Annotated in this window: 19 protein-coding genes; 2 read left to right on the plus strand and 17 right to left on the minus strand. The window is 54.3% G+C overall.

Annotated elements, in window-relative coordinates:
* Positions 1-662: 662 nt before the first annotated feature.
* Positions 663-1886, minus strand: coding sequence for an MFS transporter (locus A8990_RS21605; protein WP_116191131.1), 1224 nt, complete (start codon positions 1884-1886; stop codon positions 663-665).
* Between the two features lie 248 nt (positions 1887-2134).
* Between A8990_RS21605 and A8990_RS21610 the strand changes: the two genes are divergently transcribed.
* Complete coding sequence (locus tag A8990_RS21610; RefSeq protein ID WP_116191132.1) at positions 2135-3187, plus strand: efflux RND transporter periplasmic adaptor subunit; 1053 nt, start codon at positions 2135-2137, stop codon at positions 3185-3187.
* A gap of 87 nt (positions 3188-3274) precedes the next feature.
* On the opposite strand, the gene lacZ is transcribed toward A8990_RS21610, so the two are convergent.
* From lacZ to A8990_RS21640, 6 genes are all read right to left on the minus strand, one after another.
* Complete coding sequence (gene lacZ / locus A8990_RS21615) at positions 3275-6400, minus strand: beta-galactosidase, LacZ type (protein WP_181909704.1); 3126 nt, start codon at positions 6398-6400, stop codon at positions 3275-3277.
* 157 nt (positions 6401-6557) lie between these two features.
* Positions 6558-7730, minus strand: coding sequence for an ABC transporter permease (locus tag A8990_RS21620; RefSeq protein ID WP_116191133.1), 1173 nt, complete (start codon positions 7728-7730; stop codon positions 6558-6560).
* The gene (locus A8990_RS21625) at positions 7696-8421 is read right to left on the minus strand and encodes an ABC transporter ATP-binding protein (RefSeq protein ID WP_116191134.1); all 726 of its coding nucleotides are present in this window, start codon (positions 8419-8421) and stop codon (positions 7696-7698) included. The genes A8990_RS21620 and A8990_RS21625 overlap by 35 nt, the downstream gene beginning before the upstream one ends.
* Positions 8421-9893 (minus strand): efflux RND transporter periplasmic adaptor subunit, encoded by a 1473-nt coding sequence (locus tag A8990_RS21630; RefSeq protein ID WP_116191135.1) that lies wholly within the window; start codon positions 9891-9893, stop codon positions 8421-8423. Before A8990_RS21630 ends, A8990_RS21625 begins: the two co-directional genes overlap by 1 nt.
* The gene (locus A8990_RS21635; RefSeq protein WP_116191136.1) at positions 9890-10615 is read right to left on the minus strand and encodes a hypothetical protein; all 726 of its coding nucleotides are present in this window, start codon (positions 10613-10615) and stop codon (positions 9890-9892) included. The genes A8990_RS21630 and A8990_RS21635 overlap by 4 nt, the downstream gene beginning before the upstream one ends.
* 161 nt (positions 10616-10776) lie before the next feature.
* Entirely contained in the window at positions 10777-11556 is a 780-nt protein-coding gene (locus A8990_RS21640) for a phytanoyl-CoA dioxygenase family protein (protein ID WP_116191137.1), read from the minus strand.
* A gap of 135 nt (positions 11557-11691) precedes the next feature.
* Between A8990_RS21640 and A8990_RS21645 the strand changes: the two genes are divergently transcribed.
* Positions 11692-12570, plus strand: coding sequence for a helix-turn-helix domain-containing protein (locus tag A8990_RS21645; protein ID WP_181909705.1), 879 nt, complete (start codon positions 11692-11694; stop codon positions 12568-12570).
* A gap of 81 nt (positions 12571-12651) precedes the next feature.
* Here the strand turns inward: A8990_RS21645 and A8990_RS21650 are convergent, their stop codons facing one another.
* From A8990_RS21650 to A8990_RS21695, 10 genes are all read right to left on the minus strand, one after another.
* Positions 12652-13446, minus strand: coding sequence for a class I SAM-dependent methyltransferase (locus A8990_RS21650; protein ID WP_147306845.1), 795 nt, complete (start codon positions 13444-13446; stop codon positions 12652-12654).
* A gap of 239 nt (positions 13447-13685) precedes the next feature.
* The gene (locus A8990_RS21655) at positions 13686-15923 is read right to left on the minus strand and encodes a response regulator (protein WP_181909706.1); all 2238 of its coding nucleotides are present in this window, start codon (positions 15921-15923) and stop codon (positions 13686-13688) included.
* A gap of 83 nt (positions 15924-16006) precedes the next feature.
* Positions 16007-16237, minus strand: coding sequence for a hypothetical protein (locus A8990_RS21660; RefSeq protein ID WP_116191141.1), 231 nt, complete (start codon positions 16235-16237; stop codon positions 16007-16009).
* 2 nt (positions 16238-16239) lie between these two features.
* Positions 16240-16560, minus strand: coding sequence for a heavy metal-binding domain-containing protein (locus A8990_RS21665; RefSeq protein WP_116191142.1), 321 nt, complete (start codon positions 16558-16560; stop codon positions 16240-16242).
* Between the two features lie 106 nt (positions 16561-16666).
* Positions 16667-18133: a sugar phosphate nucleotidyltransferase gene (locus A8990_RS21670; RefSeq protein WP_116191143.1), complete on the minus strand. Its 1467-nt coding sequence runs from the start codon at positions 18131-18133 to the stop codon at positions 16667-16669.
* A gap of 19 nt (positions 18134-18152) precedes the next feature.
* A complete protein-coding gene (locus A8990_RS21675; RefSeq protein ID WP_245996143.1) occupies positions 18153-18953 on the minus strand; it encodes a DUF6492 family protein in 801 nt (266 codons plus the stop codon).
* A gap of 411 nt (positions 18954-19364) precedes the next feature.
* Positions 19365-20099 carry a nucleoside phosphorylase gene (locus A8990_RS21680; RefSeq protein WP_116191145.1) on the minus strand — a complete coding sequence of 245 codons (735 nt, stop codon included), beginning with the start codon at positions 20097-20099 and terminating at the stop codon, positions 19365-19367.
* Entirely contained in the window at positions 20099-20776 is a 678-nt protein-coding gene (locus tag A8990_RS21685; protein WP_116191146.1) for a sulfite oxidase-like oxidoreductase, read from the minus strand. Before A8990_RS21685 ends, A8990_RS21680 begins: the two co-directional genes overlap by 1 nt.
* A 24-nt stretch (positions 20777-20800) precedes the next feature.
* The gene (locus A8990_RS21690) at positions 20801-21724 is read right to left on the minus strand and encodes an ABC transporter permease (RefSeq protein ID WP_116191147.1); all 924 of its coding nucleotides are present in this window, start codon (positions 21722-21724) and stop codon (positions 20801-20803) included.
* Positions 21708-22775 (minus strand): ABC transporter permease, encoded by a 1068-nt coding sequence (locus tag A8990_RS21695; protein WP_116191170.1) that lies wholly within the window; start codon positions 22773-22775, stop codon positions 21708-21710. The genes A8990_RS21690 and A8990_RS21695 overlap by 17 nt, the downstream gene beginning before the upstream one ends.
* Between the last annotated feature and the right edge of the window lies 1 nt (position 22776).

Here is a 22776-nt window from a genome sequence, read left to right on the forward strand (position 1 = left end):
CTTTTCACTCTCTCCGCGCCGTTCATCCGCTAATGTAGCTACCTGGAAGACTCTCTTTCGCTCATTTGGTCGATTTTCGGCCAATGTAGTTACCTGGGGGACTCTCTTTCACTCATTTGGTCGATTTTCGGCCAATGTAGATACCTGGGGGACTCTCTTTCACTCATTTGGCCGATTTTCGGCCAATGTAGATACCTGGGGGACTCTCTTTCGCTCATTAGGCCGATTTTCGGCCAATGTAGATACCTGGGGGACTCTCTTTCGCTCATTTGGCCGATTTCGGCCAATGTAGATACCTGGAGGACTCTCGCTCATTTGGCGGTTCTTCAGTTAATCTCACGCATGTAGCCGGTCTGCTGGACTTCTTTAGCTAAATCTCGACGAATCTCACGCATGTAGCTGGTCTGCTGAAGTCGCAGTTTGATAAGAGAAAAACGTCTTAGTTTGTGTCCACTTTCTTAACAGAGGTCCTCCGCGGCACTTTCGCGGTGGATCGGCGACATCGAGCGCTCTGAGAGCGGGTTTTGCCTCACTCAGCCGCGTTTAGCGGTACTTTGGCGTTTGAGGAGGCTTTATCCTCTCTCGGCGACAGCGGAGCTAGCTAGTTTTGAAACTTCGACGAATTCAGCGACGCAGGCGAGTTTAAGCGTTCATCTACGCCATCAAGCCGCATCCCGGCGATCCGGCGGCAATAGAAACGACAGTATGCCGATGATCGGCAGGAAGCTCGAGGACGTCATCATCTGGTCGAGCCCCCATGCCTCGGCGAGCTTGCCGAGAACGACCGCGCCGAGCGCGCCCATGCCGAAGGCGAGGCCGGTGATGAGCCCCGACGCCATCCCGACTTTGCCCGGGAGAAGTTCCTGGGCGTAAACGACGCTGACGGAGTAGCCCGACAGCAGAACGAAGCCCAGAATAAACGTAACCGGATAGATCCACATCAGCGGCAGATGCGGCAGGATGAGCGCGAATGGCGTCGCGCATCCCATCGACAGCGCGATCATCCGCTTTCGACCGATCCGGTCTGCCATGACGCCGCCGAAGAACGTGCCGAGCACGCCTGCAGCCATGAACAAGAAGATCGGCACCTGTGCTTCGCGAACGGACAAGCCGTATTTATTTTCAGCAAAGAATTGATAGAATGTCGAGATGCCGCTCATGTACCATGATCTTCCGAACACGAGCAGAACGAGAATCGTGAGCGCCATCGTCACCGTGGAGCGGCTAAGCTTATTCTCCGACGTGGCACTCGCTTTATTAGCCGCCCGCTTCACCGGCTTGCCATGCTGCTCCAGCTGCTCCCGATACCACGGCACGACGCGCAGCAGAATGAGAATCGCACTTGCCGCTAGCAGTGTGCCCCAAATCGCCCCAGACTGGCCGAGCGGGACGAAGAGAAAGATCGTCATCAGCGGCGCCAGCGAGCTGCCTGCGTTGCCCCCTACTTGATAGATAGACTGCGCCAAGCCCCGGCGACCGCCTGCCGCGAAGTAAACGACACGCGAGCCCTCCGGATGGAAGATCGCCGAGCCGAGCCCGACGAATACGACAGCGAGCAGCACGAACCAGAAGCCCGGCGCGAAAGCGAGCCCCGCCATCCCGATCAAGCTGAGCCCCATACCGACCGGCAGCATCCACGGTGCCGGTCTCTTGTCCGAGAAGTAGCCGACAAGCGGCTGCATGATCGACGACGTCATATTGAGCGTAAACGCGATCCAGCCAATCTGGCCATAGGACAACGTCAATGATTTTTGCAAGATAGGAAACAATGCCGCGACAACAGCCTGCATCGTATCATTCATTAAGTGCACTGAACTAATTGCGAATAGAATGGCGTAGATGGTTCCTGTCTGCACCGCCGCAGAACGAACCGAAGCCGTCGTCATGCCTGCTGTCACCTTCCTTTTTTTCAGCCAAGACTACCCCTCAGCCTTCTACTACCGTAAAATAGAATCTAACAGCAACCTTAGCACAGATGTGCCGCTGGAACAATTTAAGAGAATGTCATTTCCATTTCATACTAATAACTGGAAATGTAACCGTTGACATCGCTATAGACGACCGTTATTCTTTTGATATAGCAGCTTGCGATCGTCCTATTAAATGCAATCCCAACTGAGGGGAGAATTTCATAGTGCAAACTCTACATTCCAGAAAGCGCACAAGACGCACCTCCTTGCTGCGTCTCATATTAGCAGGCACGATTGCGGCTTCGCTGCTCAGCGGGTGCTCCTTGCTGCCAGCAGAAGAGGAGTCGCTCCAACCGCCAATCATATCGAAGAAGGAAGAAGTCCATGACACCGCCCTCGTTACACGCGGCAACATGGAGCTGTACTTGACCTCGACCGCAACTGCCTCCTCCGATACGAACAACAATGTGTCTTTCAGCGAATCCGGCGGGATCTTGAAAATGATGCATGTGCAGGAAGGCGACAAAGTGAAGAAAGGCGATCCGATCGCGGAGCTCGATACCGGTGACCTCCCTCTGCAGATCAAGCTGCAGAAGCTTACCGTGGAGCAACGCTCGCTCCAATATGCCGACTCACTGAAGAACAGCTCGGACAAGGATCAAATTCAATTTGCCAAGATTGATCTCGAGAAAGAGCAGCTTCAGCTCTCGGCACTCGAGAAGCAATACGCGAAAGCACTGCTGCTCGCCCCTTCTGACGGTCTCGTAACGTACCTGATTGACATGAAGCCAGGAGAAGCCGTCGAAGCGAATCGCGTCATGGCCGTCGTATCCGATCCGAGCAAGGTGAACTTCATCTATGAATCAACCGATTCGTCCAAAATCACTGCGGTGAAGAAGGGCTACGAGGTAGACGTCACGTTCGATAAGAAGACGTATAAAGGAAAAGTCATCCAAACGCCGTCGACAGCACCTAAAAGCGACAACGAGAGCATCCAGCGTCGCAACGCACGTGCACTCATCATCGCTCTGGACGCACCCAAGCCGCCAGTCGAGATTGGCCAGCTAGCCGATATTAAGCTCTTCATCGAGAAGCGCGATAATGTGCTTACGATCCCGCGCGGCGCGCTTCAGAGCATGTTCGGCCGCAACTATATCGAAACGATTGAGAACGACCGGGTCAAAGAGGTCGATGTCGAAGTCGGCCTGAAAACGAATGATCAGGTTGAGATTATTCAAGGCATCGCGGAAGGCCAGAAGGTCATCGTCGATAACTGATCCTCTAACAGAAATAAGCGTCCCAGCAAGCGGCTGTATGTGAACCATACAGCTGCTGCCGGGACGCTTATTTCATTTTACAACCAATTATTTGCCTTGAATCGTAAACGAGAACGCATAAGTCATGTTCGCTTGCAGCAGATACTGCGGATGCGGCAATGCGCCCCAGCTGTCGTCGCCGCCAACACCCATCTGTCTGTAGTTGATCCGCACGACAGTCTTATCGCTCGCAGGCAGTAAATGAGCATGGTCGTACGCTTCAAGCTCAAACGGCGTATAAGGAAGCACATTCAGCTCGAAAGTCGGCGAGCCAGTAATCTGCAATCCAGCGCCACTCGTTGCTGCTGTAATCGAAGCGCGGCGTACTGCCATCTTGTTGCCGCACTCTTGCGGTCGAAGGTATGGAACGATTTGATCCGCGACCTGCCCTTTATATAGCCCTAGCTTCACGCCGGATTGACGATCCCAATACGATTCTTCAGGTCCTTTGCCGTACCATTCCAGTTCACCGTAAGCACTGTCCATGACAAGCATGATGCCCACTTCCGGAATTTCCGGCAAGTCTGCGCCTGGAGCAAGCTGAAGTCCAACCTCAATTGCACCATTGCCAGAAACCGTGTAAGTGACAGTGCATGCGGATGCCGAAGTCGTCGGAAGCAGATACGATGCTTGAACGATAACACGATCAGCCAGCACATCGTAGCTCAGCTCGCGAAGCACCTTCTCCTCACCTGCACCGCGCCAAGTTGCGCAGCGCTCAGGATGCTTGTTGCCGCGGTCATTATCGGTATACGCACGCCAGAAGTTCGGCGATACCGCTTCCTTCAGCAGCTCGTTGCCGCGTACTTGATACGATACGAGGCTCCCGCTCGCCTTGTCGAAGGTCGCAGAGAATTCTGCACCGCTAACGGTTACTGCTGCCGCCGATTCATCCACCTGCACAGCGCCGCTGCTCTCTTTGCGCTTCACTGCTGCCGCTGCCTGTTCAGCCGCTGGCAGAATGAACTGCTCGAATGCCACCTCATGGCCCGCTTCCGCCCATGGGGATGCTTCCTTCGTCACGAAGCTGACAGTCAGCACCGCTTCGCCTTCAACGATCGTAGGCAGAGGGAGCGTTACTTCCTGCGTCTCGCCTGCCGACACCGATACATTGAGGCTTCCTGTATTGGCAGCCGATACCGCACCATCAACCGCCACTGACCATTGAAGCGTGTAGCGGTCCACATTCGTGAACAGTGACTTATTTCGGATGCTGATGATGCCTTTTGCTAGATCAACGGCATTTACGTCTATATTTTGATAACACTTCTTCACTTCAACAAGCTTAGGGGAAACGGTACGGTCCGCGAAAATCAAACCATTGCCGCAGAAGTTGCCGTCATGAGGCTTCTCGCCAAAGTCGCCGCCATAAGCCATATGACCGCCATTGCCGTCCTCATCCGCTATCCAGATCGCCTGATCGACCCAGTCCCAAATAAAGCCGCCCTGCAGCACCGGATACTTGTCGAACAGCTCTGTGTAGATATGGAGACCGCCGCAGGAATTGCCCATCGCATGCGAATATTCGCACAGAATATAAGGCTTCTTCGGACGGAAATCATGCGCATACTCCACCAGCTTATTCGGCTTCGCATACATGTAGCTCTCCACGTCAGTCGCTGCCGCCGAGTCTCTCCACATCGTAACGCCTTCATAATGCACGATTCGGGAAGGATCTGCTTCACGCAGGAAATCATGCATGTGAACAAAGTTGTCGCCGCCGAACGACTCGTTACCGAGTGACCAGATGACGATGGACGGATGGTTCTTATCGCGCTGCAGCATCGAATTGGCACGATCAAGCACGTTCGCCGTCCACGCCGGATTGCTCGCCGGCACGTTCTTCGGCACCAGCTCCAACTGGTCATAGCTCCAGCTGCCGTGCGTCTCCAGGTTCGTCTCGTCAATGACGTACAGGCCGTACTCATTACATAGCTCGTACCACACTGCCTGGTTCGGATAGTGCGAAGTACGCACTGCGTTAATGTTATATAACTTCATCAGCTTAATGTCGGTAATCATATCCTGCAGCTCAAGCGCGCGTCCCGTATGGCAGGAGAACTCGTGACGATTCGTTCCCTTGAATACGATCCGTTTGCCGTTAATGAGCATCAGGCCGTCCTTGATCTCGAACTTGCGGAAGCCGACGCGTGAGCTGATCGTCTCCAGCAGCTGCTGCTCGTGGTCCTTCAAGCTGATGACCAGCGTGTACAGGTTAGGCTCTTCAGCGCTCCACTTAAGCGGATTCGCAACATGAGCCGACGCATCGATTTCCACCTCCGCTTCGCTTGCGCCAAGCGTCGTTGTCACCACAATCGGCTGAGCCAATACCGGCTTCTGCGCACTGTCATACAGCTGCGCCTCGACCGTCACCGTACCAAGCTGCGCTTCCCAGTAATTCGTAATCGTCGCTTTAAGCTTCAGCTCCGCGTCCTGATACGCGGCATCCAGCTCCGTCAGCACGAAGAAATCATAGATATGCGCCTTCGGCGTCGTGTACAAGTAGACATCGCGGAAGATCCCGCTCATCCGCCAGAAATCCTGATCCTCCAGCCAGCTTGCATCGCACCAGCGGTAAACTTCAACCGCAAGCTTATTCTCTCCTGCGCGCAAATACGGCGTAAGATCGAATTCAGCCGGCGTGAATGTATCTTCGCTATAGCCGACAAGCTCGCCATTGACCCAAACATAGAACGCCGATTCAACCCCTTGGAAGCTGATAAAGACCGGCTGTCCTTCCCAATTCTCAGGCACCGTAAAGCTGCGGACATACGAGCCGACAGGATTATATTTAGTCGGCGCAAAAGGCGGCATGAGCTCAGGCTCCGACTCTTCCCACGGATAGCGAATATTCGTGTACTGCGGGTAATCGTAGCCTTGCAGCTGCCAATGCGCAGGCACTTTGATCTCCGACCAATCGGAAGTGTCGAACCCATCTTCATAGAAATTGACAATCCGCTGAGAAGGAGACTCTGCAAAGGCGAATTTCCACATGCCGTTGAGCGGCATGCAGCTGCGCGAAGCAGCACGGTCGCCCTTAAACGCTTCTTCGACGGAATCGAAAGGCATTAACGTCGCATGTGCTTTCATGCGATTAAGCGCGAACACTTCAGGATTGTTATTCCATTCCGGGTAGCCGTTTGCTGGCGCTACATAAGTAAATTTCTGCTTCAAGCCTAGCACCTCTCTCGAATAAAAATACCGTTATATCGCTACTTTAATGGACTTTGCTCAGCAACGTAAATATAAAAATAAGCAATGACATATAAAAAAAATGAAACAAGCGCAGGATGGCGTAGAATCCGCCAATCCGTGCTTGTTCCATCTGTCCTTATTCGAATCGCAGCGCCTCGATCGGACGCAAATTCGATGCTTTGTTCGCCGGGAATAACCCGAACACGACGCCGATGAATACCGAGAAGCCGAATGCGAGTCCGATAACCGGAATCGACAAGACGACCGTGATCTTCATCGCATGGGATAGAATCTGAGAAGTTCCTATACCTATGGCGATGCCAAGCAACCCGCCGAGACCGCTGAGCGCGATCGATTCGATGAGGAATTGGATCATAATGTCCTTCTTCTTCGCACCGATCGCTTTGCGGATACCGATCTCCCGCGTGCGCTCGGTTACCGACACGAGCATAATATTCATAATGCCGATACCGCCGACGAGCAGCGAGATTGCCGCGACGCCGCCAAGCGCCAGCGACAGCGTATCGGAGATGCTGCTGAACGAGTCGAGCAAGTCCTGCTGGTTAAAGACGCGGTAGCTGTTTGTGTCGCCGCGGAACTTCTTGCTCAGCTCCGTTTCGAGCTCGGTCACGACCTGATCCATTTTGTCCGCATCCGCTACTTGCACGTTGATAGTCTTAACCCCTTTGGATTTAAACAATCGCTCGGAGGTCGTGATCGGAATAACGACCACTTCGTCATTGGAGCCGGTCAGCGAGCTGCCCTTGGACGCAAGCACGCCGACGACCTTGTACCGCACGCCATTAATGAGAAAAGATTGACCGACCGCGTTCGTCGTACCGAACAAATCCGTCGCCGTCGTTGCGCCTAGCACCGCTATCCGCTGATAGTAATCGAGGTCAATTTGAGCAACGAAGCGGCCCTGCGCCAGCTCGTATTCCTTAACATCGAGGTAATCAGCCGTTGTGCCGACGACGCTGACGCTCGTGCTTTCGCTGCCGTTCTTCACGCTCGCATTCTGTTGGTTAATCGGCGCTGCGAAGGCGATGTCATCCTTGTTCGTAATTTCTTCCGCTTCCTTATAATCCACCGTCGTCTTCGAGCCGCGGCCCGTAATGTTGACGGTAAGCAGGTTCGTGCCCAGGCTCTCGACCTGATCGGTAACCTGCTTCGTCGTTCCCTGCCCTACGCCAACGAGCGCGATGACGGCGGCAACGCCGATGATGATGCCGAGCATCGTGAGGAGCGACCTCATCTTGTTGGCGAGTATGCTTTTACCCGCCATTTTGAAGGCTTGACTGAGGTTCACGTCTCTCACCGCCTTCTTCGCTGATTTGACCGTCTTGAATGCGCACGACGCGCTTGGCCTGCTTGGATATTGCCGTATCATGCGTAATGAGGACGATTGTATGTCCTTGTCTGTTGAGCTCTTTCATAAGCTCCATAACTTCTGCGCCTGTGCGTGTATCGAGTGCCCCTGTCGGTTCGTCCGCAAGTAGAATCGGAGGATTGCCGGCAAGCGCGCGGGCAATTGCAACACGCTGCTGCTGACCGCCCGACAGCTCGCTCGGCTTATGCTTCACGCGCTCCCCGAGACCGACCTTTGTCAGTGCCTCAATCGCTTGCTCCTTGCGCTGCTTTGCCGGAACCCCGCGATAGATAAGCGGCAGCTCGACATTTTCAAGCGCGCTGAGCTTATTCAACAGGTTGAAGCCTTGAAAAATAAATCCGATCTTTCGGTTGCGGATCTCGGCAAGCTTGCTCTCCCGGAGCCGGCTCACTTCTTCGCCGTCGAGCCAGTACTTACCCGCGGTCGGCGCATCAAGGCAGCCGATAACGTTCATCAGCGTCGACTTACCTGAGCCGGATGGGCCGATAATGGCGACGAAATCGCCATAGTTGATACGCAGCGAGATGTCGTCTAGGGCGTGAACAATCTCGCCGCCCATCTTGTACTGCTTGGATAGCGTCTCGATCTGGATGAGAGGTTTAGCTTCCATTAGCGCGTACCTCCTCCACCGCCGCCTCCGCCGCTCGTTCTGGTACCGCCTCCGCCGAAGCCACCGCCTCCGCCGCCGGATGCACGGAAGTTGCCGCCGCCTCCACCGCCGAAGCCGCCTCCGAAGCCTCCGCCGCCGAGACCGCCGAAGCCGGCTGCTCCGAAACCAACCTGCTGCTGGTTCGTGTTCGTTGAAGAAACGACTGTCGGAAGAACGACGCGATCGCCTTCCTTGAGGCCGGAAAGAATTTCGATATAATCTTCGTTATGAATACCAACTTGAACCATCGTTGGAACACCGCCAAGACGGCTGGCAAAATTGTTTCTCGAACCTGTACGGCCGGTTCCTCCGCCTTGGCCGCCACTGAAGCCGCCTTGACCGCCGCCGAAATTGCCTTGACCGCGAGTACCTTGGCCTCGCGTGCCGCTACCGCTTTGACCTTGGCCTTGGGTACCTTGGCTTGCCTTGTCGCCTTGAGCACCGCCGCTTTGCGCGCCAGTCTGTCCTTGCGTATTGGCACCATTGCCTTGTCCAGTTGTACCTGTTCCTGTGCCAGTACCTGCTGTGCCCTCAGGCAAAATAACCATATAACGGCCGCCTAGCGATTGAACAGCATCGATCGGAAGCATGAGCGTGTTTTCTTTCTTCTCGATCTGGATGTTCGCTTCTGCCGACATGCCGCTCTTCAACTCGCCCGGCTTATCAATGGCTACTGTTACATCAAAGGATGCAACGCCATTGCTCGAAGTACCTTCATCGGCAATCTTCGTTACTTTGCCTGTGAATGCCTGATTGGAGAGCGCTTCGACAGTCACAGTCGCGCTTTGGCCGACTTTGACCTTCGCAATATCAAGCTCGTCGATGCCAACTGCGATCTGCAAATGCTGGAAGTCAGCGATTTCCATCAGTTCCGTGGAAGGATTGAGCGAGTCGCCTGCCGCAACGGACAATGTGGTTACTTTTCCGCCGATTGGTGCCATGATGGTATCGCCATTCTGCGCATCTTCGAGGTCAGCGATCGTCTCTACCGATTGATCGATCGACAGCTGCTGCTTCTTGAGGTTCAGCTTAATGCTGGCGATATCATTCTCCTCAGTCGCTGTTTTCAGCTTCGACTGCATATCCTGCAGGTCAAGCTGCTTGCTCTCGAGGCTCACTTGCTCCGACTTGATTTTGTCAGTGTTGTCTTCTCCTTCAATGGAGACAAGCACATCGCCCTTCTTGACGATGTCGCCTTCCTTCACGTACACCTTATCTACCGTGCCTTGCTCGGCTCCTTTAATCGTCTGCCGGTCAACCGGCGCCAAGCTGCCAGTGCCGCTGACGCTGACATCGATTGTTCCTTTCACAACCCGAGTTGTCGCTTGGGCTTGCGTCAAAGGTTTTTCTTTGCTCTTGTCCATCTTCAAATAGACGACAACTGCTGCTGCAACGAGCAGCACGCCGATGCCGAGCACCCACCATTTTCTCATTGTCCGTTTCCTGCCTTTCCTTGTCCTTGCATTGCCGCCGGATTAAAGCGGAGCATGATATATTGAGCCGTCTTGTTGTCAGACGCGAGCCATACACTCAGCACATCGCCTGCCTTCAGATCGGCAGCTTGCAGCGTATTGGTTGTCATGCCGTCTTGTCCGCGGCTGATGGACACAATCTGGGTGTCGCCATCAACAGCCAAGGAAGTTTGCGCATCTTCATACTTCATCTGATTCATGAAGCCGCCGCCTCCGAAGCGGCCTCCGCCTTGTCGGTTGCCACCGTTGCCCTTGCCATTACCATAGCCGCCTGCGGCTTGCCCGTTCTGACTGCCGTCTGCCGGCGGAGCACCGTTATCGCCTTGCTGCTGGCCGTCTGCCGGCGGAGCACCGTTATCGCCTTGCTGCTGCCCGTCTCCATTCCGGTTCGGACGTTGTCCCTTACCGCCTCCACGGCCGCCGAATCCGCCGCCTCCGGGCATATCGCTCGGCTTCATCGTCGATTTCTGAAGCACAATGGTGTTACCCGAGACGCTGACTACTTTTGCAAAATAATCCGCCGTACGGTCCGGCTGCACAGGGCCGCTGCCACCATCATTTACGCTGCTGACAGCCGCTTGTCCATTATTTGCTGGCTGGCCATCGTCCTTCGCGCCGCATCCCGTCAGCATGACAGAGAACAGCATTGCTGCAGCCATTAATTTAATGTTAGAACGATCCATAAGGTTGAAATTCCACCTCTCTATTTGTTGTTACACGCTTCACAATAGCATTCATAAATGAAATCCATGTGAAGAAGCCCGCAAGGCGCGAGTGAAATAGAAAAAGCCGGCAAGGCGCATCATGCGCGCTTGCCGGCTTGGTGGAAACGTTCCGTATGAGTTTACAAAGATACAAGATTAAACTCAGGTCTTGCTTTATTGAAGTTCGGGTTCTCGCCGCATACCATAATGCCGCTGCCCCAATTGATATGCTCTCTGTTCGATGGGAAGTCCGTCGCGCTGCGATATTGGTATAGCACGTTACGGCGAGTCCGCTCGCTCTTGTTAGCAGGCGAACCATGGATCGTCAAATAGTTGAAGAACAGCACGTCGCCCGCTTCTGCAATACAAGGCGTGCCTTCAGAAACCGGATATTCTTTGGCATTCAGATAGTGTCTGCCAACATGTTGCAGCGGCCCTTGCTTATGAGAGCCTGGAATGACGTGCAGGCAGCCATTCTCAAGATCGGCATCGTCCATGTGCACACTTGCCGCAAGCATCGTGTGATTATCGTGCGGGAAGTACGGGTGATCCTGATGCATCGGGAATGCAGCACCGTTCTCTGGCGGCTTCACGAGCATTTTGGAATGGTGGAGTTGAACGTTAGGACCGATCAGCTGCGACAATACAGCCACCATGTTCGGATGAACCATTGCGCGCATGAAAGCGGCATCATGATACTGCACATCGTGGAAGCCCTTCAGCACGAGCTTCTTCAGCTCTTCCGGCGGCAGGAAGTCGCCTTGCCATTGGTGGTTCTGGTCCATGTTCGCGCGTGCGGCACGGTCAATAATCTTGTCGACAGCTTCGCGCATTTCTATAATTTCTTGTTTATTGAAGACTCCCTTAACGAGCAAGTAGCCATTCTCATTGTAAAAATCTACATCTTGTGGTGTAATCATGTTACAACCCTCCGTAAGATTAGTAACTTTCTTATAGCTTAATTGTAGTAGAATCAAGGGGTTCTGGTCTTTAGAGAGAGAAGCCAGCTTTTTGTCTTTTCACGCCATCTGAACACGGACAAGGGGATGCCAGCTATGTATCTATGGAATGAGAGCGACACGTGGCTTAATCAATACGCGCTGCGGTTAAAGTCGTCAGACGCGGTATTTAATGTCCATTATTGGGGCGTCAACGAGCAGCTGACCTCCAACTTTCTTCATAAACATTCCTTCTTCGAGATTTGCTATGTGCTGGGCGGTCAAGGCACCTATACGGATAACGGCACCACTTATGAGCTTCGGAGCGGCACGATGTTCTGCTCGCGTCCGGGCATTAACCATACGATTCAATGCGACCCAACGCTTGCGATCCTGTACGTCGCTTTCGAGCTTGATGAAAGCAGCAGCCCGGAGACGGTCCGCGCTGCTTTTCAAGCGATGGCGGTGTCGGATCAGATTGTCGTCTACGATGGAGACAATCTCCCCGCTGCCCAGCTGTGGCGGTCGATCATTCGCCGCAGCGGCGATGCGCCATCGCTGCCAGAAGCAGTGCTGCCGCAGATCGCCTGCTCGCTGCTGCTTGCGCTTCCTGGCGTATTCGCGGACTCGCTTCAAGTTGAATGGACGGCGCCGAGGCGCAGCTCATCGGCGCTCCTGAAGCAGGCGAAGCTGTTCATCACCGATAACCTGAGCGATGACGAGCTGTCGCTGGAGAAGGTCGCGGCGCAGATTAATCTATCGCCGCGCCATCTGTCCCGCCTGTTCTCCTCTGGCGTATATGAATCGTATACGAACTACGTCCGCAAGCAACGAGTGCGGAAAGCGGCAGAGATGCTGCGCTATTCGGAGCTGTCGATCAAAGAGATCGCCGAGAAGACCGGGTTCGGCTCCGTGCACTATTTTACACGCACGTTCAGCGCCTTGATGCACGTCACGCCTGCAAGGTTCCGCGAGGAATCGCAGACCCATGATTAAAGCCCATAAAGTTAGAAAAAAGATGTTTACCGTTTGCGCGCTCCTTTGCAGAGCTTGAGCGCAATGGTAAACACCTTTTTGTTAGCGAGTACGCGGCGCATACCGCCACACCGATTCAATCCACGGCGGAGCAATACTTGTGAAATGCCCCCAGTCCCCCGGCTGCGAGCCTGGATAATCGCTCGTGATTTCGCCGAAATACGCGAGCTGGAAGCCTTCCTTAATAAGCGCGTTCATCATCCGGCTTAACGTCTGCGTATATTCCACCGGCTGCTCGATTCGACGCTCAGCAGCGGATTGGTCATACACCCACTCTTGATCGGGATAAGTCGTTACACGCTCATCCTCGTAACGATGCTTCAACGTGTAGCCCTCACCATTCCACGCTTCATGAGTCAATCCGGCGAAGAACGGGTTGGCGCACATGAAGTAGTAAAGTCCGTCACTCCGCAGAATCCGAGACACCTGTGCAAAAACAACGCGTGAATCCGGCACGAAATTGAGCGAGTACGGCTGCCAGACAAGATCGAATGAGTCCGCTTCGAAGCAGCTTAAGTCGCGCATGTCGCCCTGCTGCGTACGGATCTTCATGCCGTAATGGTCTGCTGCAGCTTGGTCGCGCTCTAGTTGGGATGGCGACAAGTCAAACACGGTCACATCCGCGCCAAGCAGCGCGAACGCCGCCGACTGCTGCCCGCCGCCGCTCGCCAGGCACAGCACTCGCTTCCCCGCAGGCTCAATGCCGAGCCGCTCCAGCTCCAAATATTCGCGCGCCGATTCTGGCGTCAGGTCCAGCCTTGGCCGCGTGAATAGAGCCTTCTCCCGCGCCAGCGACTCCCAGCGCGCGAAGTTGTACTTATATACATTGTCCTGCATCGCGATCACCTCGCTATATAGTTAACCGCAGGGACAGGAATTCCCTGCTGCGGAAAGCGCAGAGAGAACGTATTTGCTCTCTCTGCGAATCCCGGGCACGGTTTTCGGCGGTTTCCCCGTCCGAGAGAGCAGCGAAGACGAAGATGAAATCATGATCATCCGCGCAAACGCGCAACAAACCAGAAGAGAGCACCTCACTCAAGGTGCTCTCTTCTCTATCCCATAACAATCCATTACATCTACTTCCGCTGAATGAACCGCTGCAATATGCTGAACACCTGCATCGGATCAAACGGCTTCGTCACGTAGAAATCCATGCCCGCCTCGAGCACCTGCTCCTCGACGCCCTTCATCGCATCCGCCGTCATCGCGATAATTGGCGTATGCATCGCGTACGGAATATCCCGGATTCGCCGAGTCGCCTCGTAGCCGTCCATGACCGGCATTTGCAGATCCATCAAGATCACATCGAACGGATGCTGTTTCACGCGCTCAACCGCCTCGGCACCATTTTCGGCTACCTCAACGTTAATATGCTTCCCGTGCAAAATCTCCTTGATGACGAGCTGGTTAATCTCATTGTCTTCTACAATCAGAATCCGTGCTTGGCTAAGCGCAGCGAACGCGCCCGCTTGCTCGCCTTCCAATGCAGCAGCAGCTTGGCTGGTGAAGAAATGCTCCTGGAACAGCCCCATCAGCTCATTAAACAAACTGGAATGGCTAATCGGATAATAGAGCACCTTCTCGATTACATTCGAATGCAAGCTTCGGGTCAGCTCCGGATCATGGTATGCGTTCACGAGGACGATCACCTGAACCGCTCCCCCGAACTCATGCTTAATTCGTTCCGCAAGCGGAATCGCCGCTTCATTGGTCGGCTTCCAGTCCAGAATGACAAGGTCAAAGCGGCTGCCTTGCGTATAAACTAGCTCGATGACATCTTCTCCAGATTCCGCCACCGTGACGATGAACTGGAACTGCTCCAGCTGTCCTTTCAACACAAGCCGCATATCCGAATCTTCGCAGACGAGCAGCACTCTCAAATACTTCAGCGCCTTCGCCGTATGCATGGAATAAATTGCGCCGGTACTATGGCCGAACTTGGCTGTGAACGTAAAGCTGCTGCCTTGCCCCGCTTCACTCACGACACCGATTGTGCCGCCCATGAGCTCGACAAGATTTTTGCTAATGACAAGCCCTAGCCCTGTACCGCCATACTTCCGTGTCGTCGACATATCCGCTTGGCTGAATTCGTGGAACAGCCGTTTCTGCTGCTCCTCTGTAATTCCGATACCAGTATCGGTTACGGTAAACTTAAGCGTAATGCCGCGCTCAGACCGCCGTGCAACAGACACCACGAATAAGACTTCCCCTTCCTCCGTAAACTTCACCGCGTTATTCGAATGATTGAGCAGAACCTGACTGAGCCGGAACGGGTCGCCCACCAGCATTTGCGGCACTTCATGATGGATGGAGAAATGCAGCTTCAGCCCCTTATCATAAGCGCGAACGCTGATCAGATTCGAGATTTGGCTGAGCACTTCGTACAGATCGAAGTCGACCTGCTCCAGAGTAACCTTTTTGGACTCGATTTTCGAAAAATCCAAAATATCATTCACGAGCGTATTCAAGTTCTTCGCGGAGATAAGCGTCTTCTCGACGTACTGCTTCTGCATGGACTCAAGCTCCGTCCGCTGCAGCAAATAGCTGAGGCCGATGACCGCATTGATCGGCGTCCGAATTTCATGGCTCATGTTCGCCAGAAACTCGCCCTTCGCCCGGTTTGCTTCCTCCGCAGCCTTCTTCGCCTGAATGAGCTGAGCGTTATTCGCTACAAGCTCGCTCGTCCGAGCCGTAATAAGCTCCTCCAGATGATCCTTATATTGCACAAGCGTCTCTTCTGCCCAGAACCGTTTTATTTCCCGAGAAATTAAAGAATAATAAAGCGGAATCGCAACGGCATGGAACAGCGTAAATGTAGCTGCAAAATGCTTCATATAATAGCTAGACGACTCATCCGGAGAGAAGAAGTAGAACCACAGCGTAATTTGCAGGCCGATGGCAAACCCGAACAGCCACATGTACTTGTCAAAAGCTTCCCCGCGCCGCTGCTTAATTCGATACGCAGCAACACTAATCAATGCCGTAACCACGAGCGATCCAAGCGGTGTCAGCAGCTCGCCGCCCATCGATAGCCGGTATAAACCAATACAAACTGTCGTGACAAGGACGGATATTGGACCGCCGAACACGCCTGATAAAATAATGCTGACATGCCGCACATCCATATGCAGTCCATGCGTAAGATCAAGCGGCTTCTGCATAATGACGACTCCGATAATCGTAAAGATAAGACCGGACAGAATCGGCTGCATCTTCACCGGGAGCCGCTCGAAGAATGGATAGATCCACCTTAATAGAAAGACATAAGTAACGATAATAGCGCTGCATTGTGCAAAATAAATGAGGAATTCCATCTGTACGCTCCAGTTGAATAGTCGCTTATTTTCGTTACTGCCGCAAACAATGGGCATACAGCTGTGCCGATCGAGATCATTGCCTACGATTCGAGTGTTTGATAGAATCGTTCGCCTGTCCTCGGGTTGAACCACACCTGCTGCTTGATTCCGGTCGTCGGATCGATGAAGATTTCAGCCGTGCGCTGAAATCCGCTTGGCGGCTGGTTCGACCTTTTGGCCAGCCGTCTGCGCCGAAACCAGATCGTGCCTGCGGCGGCAAGGATGACGATGAGCAGCTGAATGCCGAAATATATGCTCAAAAAGTACGACATTGCTACTCCTTCTCCGCAATTACAGCTGTACCGTATGCAACGATCTCGGACATCGTCTGCCCGATCTCTCCGGAATCGAAGCGCATCATGACGATCGCGTTCGCTCCCATTGCATGCGCATTTTGAATCATGCGATCGATCGCCGCCTTCCGAGCGTCCTCGATCATTTCCGTATACTCCTTAATTTCCCCCCCAAATAAACTGCGGAATGACGCCGTAATATTCCCGCCAAGTCCGCGGCTTCGTACAACAACACCAAACGTCTGTCCGAGCACTTTCTCGATCCGGTGTCCGGCAATCCCTTCTGTTGTTACGACTAACATGGCAGCAACCCCCTTTTTTGTTAAACAATTTAAACCTAACATAGCATGTGAGAATCTTCTTTGTCAAAAGAAAAAAGGGACCTGCGGCTCATGCCGTAGTTCCCCTTCATGTCTTGGTGCTGAACGGATCGTCCCCATCCTGCTTGCAGCTGCGCAATATGCTGTCCCAGTCTGCTGTAACTTGAAGCACATCTCCTTCGGCTATCTCCGTCCCGATCTGCACCTCGATATAGGCAAGCGCCGAGCTTGCGCGTATCGCATGCTTTGCCCCAGCCGGGATGCGCAGCATATCCCCGGCCTGCACCTGGCGCTTGACCGCTTCCATAATAAACTCCCCTGTGCCGGAGAGGATTGTCCAGCACTCCTCCCGCTGCTGATGCGCATGATAGCTTGTATGCTTCAGCGGCAGCATCTCGATCATGCGCGTCACCGTCTGAGGCTGCTGCCCCGGCAACGTATAATCGAGAACGCTGTAGCTGCCCCACCGCTCTTCGCCGTACATCGGCCGCTGCCCATCCTGGCGCAGCGACTTGATCCGGTTCGCTGCCTGCTTGTGGGCGACAAGAATGCCGTCTGCGCTGGCAGCGACAATGACATTCGGCACGCCGATGACATGGATCGGCTGCTGCAGCTCATTGACGATGTGCGTGCCGGTCGAATCATCCGACACGCTCCCTGCGCCTACCACATTCGAGTCGCCACTGCCCAAGTAATGAGGGAGCACGTTCCAGTCCCCTAAGTCCTTCCACTCTCTCTGATATGGAATGACTGCCGCTGCTGCGATCTTCTCCACCACCTCAACATCGAAGCTTTGCTCAGGGAGCTGTTCGTAGCAGGCGAGCAGCTCGTCGTAGTCGGTCGGCAGAGCTTTGCGTACCATCGTATCTAATAGGAATTGGAGCGAGAATGCGAATATTCCGCAGTTCCACATGGCGTCGCGGTCGATGAGCCGGGCGGCTGTCGCTTCGTCCGGCTTCTCTGTAAACTGCTCGACCATGGCATAACCGGCTGATGGGGCGGCAGAAGCGGCATCTGATACGAGTGCGGGATCGGACTGTTTCGTTGGCTTTGGAACAATGTAGCCGAACTGAGTGGAGGGATGCTTCGGCTTCACTCCGAGGAGGGCGAGCTCTGCTCCCGACGCTGCAAGGACAGACGGAAACTGGCACAGCGTGCTCAGGAAATCGACATCTGCATACAGGTCCGCCGGTATGACGCAAATTGTCTCATCCAGCTCTGCCAGCTGCTTGGCATGCAAGTATGCTCCGGCCAACGCAATCGCCGAGAACGTCCCCCGCCGATGCGGTTCCGCGATAAACGGGATGCGGTTGCCGATATGGTGGAGCGTAATCTCCGCCTGGCTTCGATGCGCCACAACAGAAGCGAATGTCAGCAGTCCGGCTTCCTCCAGCTGCCGGCACACACGCTGAATCATCGACTCCTTGCTTGGCTCCGCGTTACCTGCGTTAGAAGCGTTCGCAGGAAGCAGCTTCAGAAAGATTTTCGAACGGACCTCATTCGACAACGGCCATAACCGCTTCCCCGAGCCGCCGCACAGCAAAACAATTCGCATCTCTCACACCCCCTCTCCCTTAACGGCGTTTCTTCGAAGTCGTCTTTCTGGAGTAGCCTTTGCGCTTGTGGAAGGAGAGTGAGCGATATTTGCGCGAAAGTGCCTGCATCCGTTTTTGCGGCATCTGGGTAATGCTCATGTTAAAGCTGCGGTTAAGCGTCTTGCGCAGCTGCACGGCCTTCGGGTTGCCTGTATACACGTAGTTCCCGTACGTCTCAAACTCGGAGAACGCGAACTGCTTCGTGCGGTCCATCTTGCGAATAATCGCGCGATACCAGCTCATGCCGTGCTTCGCCGCGATCATGCGCTTCATCTGCCGCAGCTTCGTCTTCTCAAACAGCATATAGTGGGCGACCAGCGATCTTGGCGCTGTTTCCTTTCTCCCCATCAGCTTCCTATAGGTGCGAAAATATTCCGGCTGGCTCCAATTGCGGCTGTAAAACACCGTTTGGCCTTTGGAGGTCCGGAAGACATGCGGACGAATAAGCACTGTATCGGCGTCGATCGTCAGGAAGTATTTCGAGCTGCACAGTTTATCGCCACTCAGCTTCAACAGCTGTTGGAAGAGCCACCCTGAGCGCTCCCATCGCTTGGATCGGTAGTTGATGTCGTTCTTCGTGATCGGCAGCACCGTATTCTCGTTGACGAATCGGCAGCCCTTGCGCCTGCACATCGCAATGATGCGGGACTTCTTCGGCGAGACAATGAGGATGCGGCCTATCGGATGCTTCACTTGCTTGCGGACGGCATTGATTACATACGGCAGCGTCGTAAGGTCCTTCTCTATCGCCGGGATGAGCACATCGATCTGTACGGCCAAATCTATCAGCTCCATTGTCCAGTAATGTGATCATCCTATGCCGACATGCTGCCGATTGAGCAGGCGGTTATGCCTTGGCGAATTATTAAAAAAAAGGTATGCCCCGCGGGCCGCGGGGACATACCTTTCTGGATTGTAGAGTGGAGCAACCTTCGTCTTACCTAGAGGTACGCTTCCTCATATGCAATATTGGCTATGTCGGATATTTCCACTCTTATTATCCGAAATGAGCATTTTTGCTAAGCTACATTGGATTTCTCCACTCATTTTTGGGCAAATAGGCGAAAAATGGCGGTTTTGAGCAAATGCAAGTAGATTTATCCAACATAGACACCACTTTTGCTTAAAAAGGGACTTCTATATTGGATTTATCCAATATACAGCAGAACGTCTCAGCCATAGACTCCGAGACTAAGCCTCTTGCTTAGCCAGTCTCACAATCGCGCCAAGCGCCGCGTTAATCTCACGCTCGACCGCATCCGCGACGACATTCGTGTGCGGATCGTACGTGGCGGCGAGATCGCTGTCCGCGTAGCCGTCCAGCGCCACGATTGCGCCCGCGCGCGCGCCGCGCAGCGAAGCGACCACATAAAGCGCGGCGATCTCCATCTCGACCGCGAGCACGGCTGCTTGTTTGTACTTCTTGTGCGGCACTTCCTCCACGCCTGCGAAGAAGACGTCGAGCGAGACGGTCAGCCCTTTCTTGACGATGCCGCCCTGCTCCTGCGCCGACGCGTAGAGCGCGTTCACCACATCGCTGTCGCCGACAGCCGGGAAGCCGTCCGGCACGAGCGCACGAGTCAGCCCTTCCGCGCGAACTGCCGCGGTGCTGACGATAAGGCTGCCGGCCGGATGCTCTTCGGAGTAGGAGCCGGCTGTGCCGACGCGGATCAGCGTCTTCACGCCTGCGCGAATGAGCTCCTCGAAGCAGACCGCTGCTCCAGCGGAGCCGACGCCGTGGCTCGTCACGAGAATGCGCACGCCGTCAATCTCGCCCGTGAATGTGCGATACTCGCGGCTGAACGCCAGCTCTCTCGCATGCTCTAGCTTGGCTGCAATCCGTGCAGCGCGTTTCGGATCGCCGCATACGATTGCGTACTCAGCAGCGTCTTCCGTATCAATTTGCAAAATCGGCATAAGTGTCATTAGTCAAAATCCACATCCACCCATAGATCTTCCGGCAGGCCAAGGTCCTCGCCGGAGAAGCGTTCTTCACGGAACGGGTCAGCAACATTATGGAAGCCATTACGCTCCCAGAAGCCTAGCCGATCTTCCTTCATAAACTCGAAACCGCGCACCCACTTGGCGCTTTTCCAGAAATACAGATGCGGGACGACCAGCCTTACTGGAAAACCATGCTTCGGCGTCAACGGCTTGCCGTCGAATTCGAACGCCAGCATAACCTCGTCACCCATCAGATCCTCGAGCGGTACATTCGTTTCATAACCATTGTCCGCATGAACCATGACGTAGCGCGCTTCCGGCTTGACGCCAAGCAGCGGCAGCAGGTCCTTGAACAGAATGCCTTCCCACCTCGTATCGAACTTCGACCAGCGCGTTACACAGTGAATGTCGATGACGACATCCGTTTGTTTCATCGCCTTCAGCTGCTCGAGCGAGAAGGTCAGCTCCTTCTCCACTTCCCCGAATACACGGAACGTCCATGCATCGAGATCATATTGAGGCACTTCACCTTCATGTAGAATAGGAAAACGCTCAGTCAGCGCCTGGCCCGGAGGCAGACGACGCGCCAGCTCCGGGTCCAAATTCGGATCCACTTCCACAACCCTCGCGTTCTTCAAACGTTCCGCTTTATTATGCAAGCTGCATTCCTCCTGCTTCTCGTTTTATCTGGAGCTTTCGTTCGCTTTGCGCGCTTCCTGCACATAGCTCTTGTTCTTGAAGAAGAACATCATCACAAGCGTCACGACATAGGGCAGCATGTTCGTAAAATTCGTCGGCATCGAGAACCCCTGCAGCCGGATGCTAACCGCGTCCATGAAGCCGAACAGCATGCTCGAAGCCGCTACGCCGAGCGGGTTCGACTGTCCGAGCATCGTCGCCACGAGCGCGATGAAGCCGCGTCCGGACGTCATATTTTCGGTAAACATGGTTACTTGTCCGAGCGACAGCTGCGCACCTGCAAGGCCGCACAGCAAGCCAGAGATCAGCACGGCACCGTACTGGATGCGCGTTACTTTAATGCCAAGGCTCTTCGCCGCCACCGGGTTCTCCCCGACAGCCAGCAAGCGGAAGCCGCGAACCGTTCTAAACAAGAAATATTGAAACACGAATACGAGGATGATGGCAAGATACACGAGCGGCGAATGTCCCGAAATCACTCCGCCCCCCCACGGAATATCCTTGATGAGCGGGATATCGAGCTGCGGCAACCCCTTCATATCTTTATCGTAGTAAGCGCCTTTGACATGGAAGATCGCCCGCAAGCAGAACGAGGTCAGTCCAAGCGCCAGGAAGTTCAGTGATATACCGACGATTATGGCGTTCGCCTTCAAATGAATGCTGAGATAACCGAATATGAGCGAAAATAACATGACGCACACGACAGCGAACAACACAGCAAGCCATACACTGCCTGTCAAAAAGTTGCCAACGATGGCGAAGAATGCCCCGAAGAGGACGAGCCCTTCAAGTCCGACATTGAACAGCCCTGCGCGTGAACAGATTGCGCCGCCAAGCGCGGCCAGCAGGATGGGCGTAACCATCCGCAGCGCTGAGTTAAACAGCGACACATCAAACAACTGATCCATCTTGAGCCCTCGCTTTCTTGCGTTTAATGAAGGAATAGCTGATCTTCGCCGAGACGAACAAGATGAGTGTCGCTTGAATGACGCTCGCGATCTCGAGCGGCACTTCCGTGTTCCGCTCTACGCCCATGCCGCCGGTTTGCAGTGCGGCAAGCAGCAATGAAGACGCTACGGTTCCGAGCGGATGGGAGCCTGCGAGCAGCGTCGCCATAATGCCGGACCACGCATAGCCTGGCGTCGACAGCGAGCCGTCGAGGTAACGGTACTGCGTGCCGAGCACCTCGACAGCGCCGGCAAGACCGGCGAAGCCGCCGCTTGCAATCATGCTGTACAGCATGAGTTTGCCGCGCTGCACACCGCCGTAAGCGGCAAACAGCGGATTGCTGCCGAGCATGCGCACTTCATAGCCGCTGACTGTAAATCTCATATATAAGAAAAGCAGCACCGCGCCAACTACGGCGATCAAGAATCCAGCATGGAGGCTCATGCCGTGGAACAGCTTCGGCAGCCACGCGCTGTGATCGATCATCTTCGTCTGCGCCATCGCCGCCGAGCCCGTATTATCCTTCAGCGGATACGCAACCAGATAGCCGGCAAACAGCGATGCGATATAGTTGAGTAGGAGCGTTGTAATAAGCAAATTCATGCGGAACTTCGCGTCCATCCAGCCTGCGAAAGCGGACCAGATGCCGCCTGCGACGATACCGGAGATGAGCGCGGCAATCATTTTTACCCATCCTGGACCTGGGAGATAGAGCGCTGTGATCGCAGCACATAGACCGCCGAGAATCATCTGGCCTTCTGCACCCAGATTAAAGAATCCAGCGCGGAAAGCGAGCGTCGTGCCTAAGCCGACCAAGATGATCGGAGTCGCGCGGGACAATGTATTCGTGAAGAAGTAGAAGCTTCCGAAGGCGCCTTTCCACATCTCGGCATACGTCTGCGAGATGTCGCCGCCAACGATTGCAATCGCAATCGCACCGATTAATAGACCTAGCAGGATCGCAACGACAGGCTGAACGAGCGCGCCTATGCCATTCTTAAGTTTGCTGATG

It is taken from the genome of Paenibacillus taihuensis (assembly GCF_003386535.1).
GTDB lineage: Bacteria > Bacillota > Bacilli > Paenibacillales > Paenibacillaceae > Paenibacillus_Z > Paenibacillus_Z taihuensis.